The organism is Paraburkholderia sp. J67, assembly GCF_905220265.1.
Taxonomy (GTDB): Bacteria; Pseudomonadota; Gammaproteobacteria; order Burkholderiales; family Burkholderiaceae; genus Paraburkholderia.
Genome location: NZ_CAJMZK010000119.1, coordinates 1 through 351, shown reverse-complemented (window position 1 = coordinate 351; position 351 = coordinate 1). Strand labels below are relative to the sequence as shown.

The following is a 351-nucleotide window of genomic DNA, read 5'->3' as shown; positions in this document are numbered from 1 at the left end:
CGCGTCGAGCCTCGATGGGGTGAACGGCTCGCAACTCTACGGTGTGTCCAGCTCGGCGGCCAGCGCGTTCGGCGGCGGCTCGACGGTGAACCCGGATGGTTCGATCTCGGCTCCGACGTACGTGGTGGGTGGCAGCACCTACAACAACGTGGGCGGCGCGGTCACGAACCTGGACGGCCGTGTGACGCAGAACACGACGGACATCACGAACATCGCGAATGGCAAGACCGGTCTAGTGCAGCAAGCCACGCCGACGAGCACGGTGACGGTTGCGAAGGCGACGGGCGGCTCGCTCGTGGACTTCACGGGCACGGCAGGCACGCGTGTTCTGACGGGCGTGTCGAACGGTGC

The 351-nt window shown here is 67.0% G+C and carries 1 pseudogene; it reads left to right on the top strand.

Annotated elements, in window-relative coordinates:
* Positions 1 to 19 precede the first annotated feature (19 nt).
* Positions 20 to 351: pseudogene (locus U5782_RS41445) on the top strand (transporter); the annotation flags it as partial.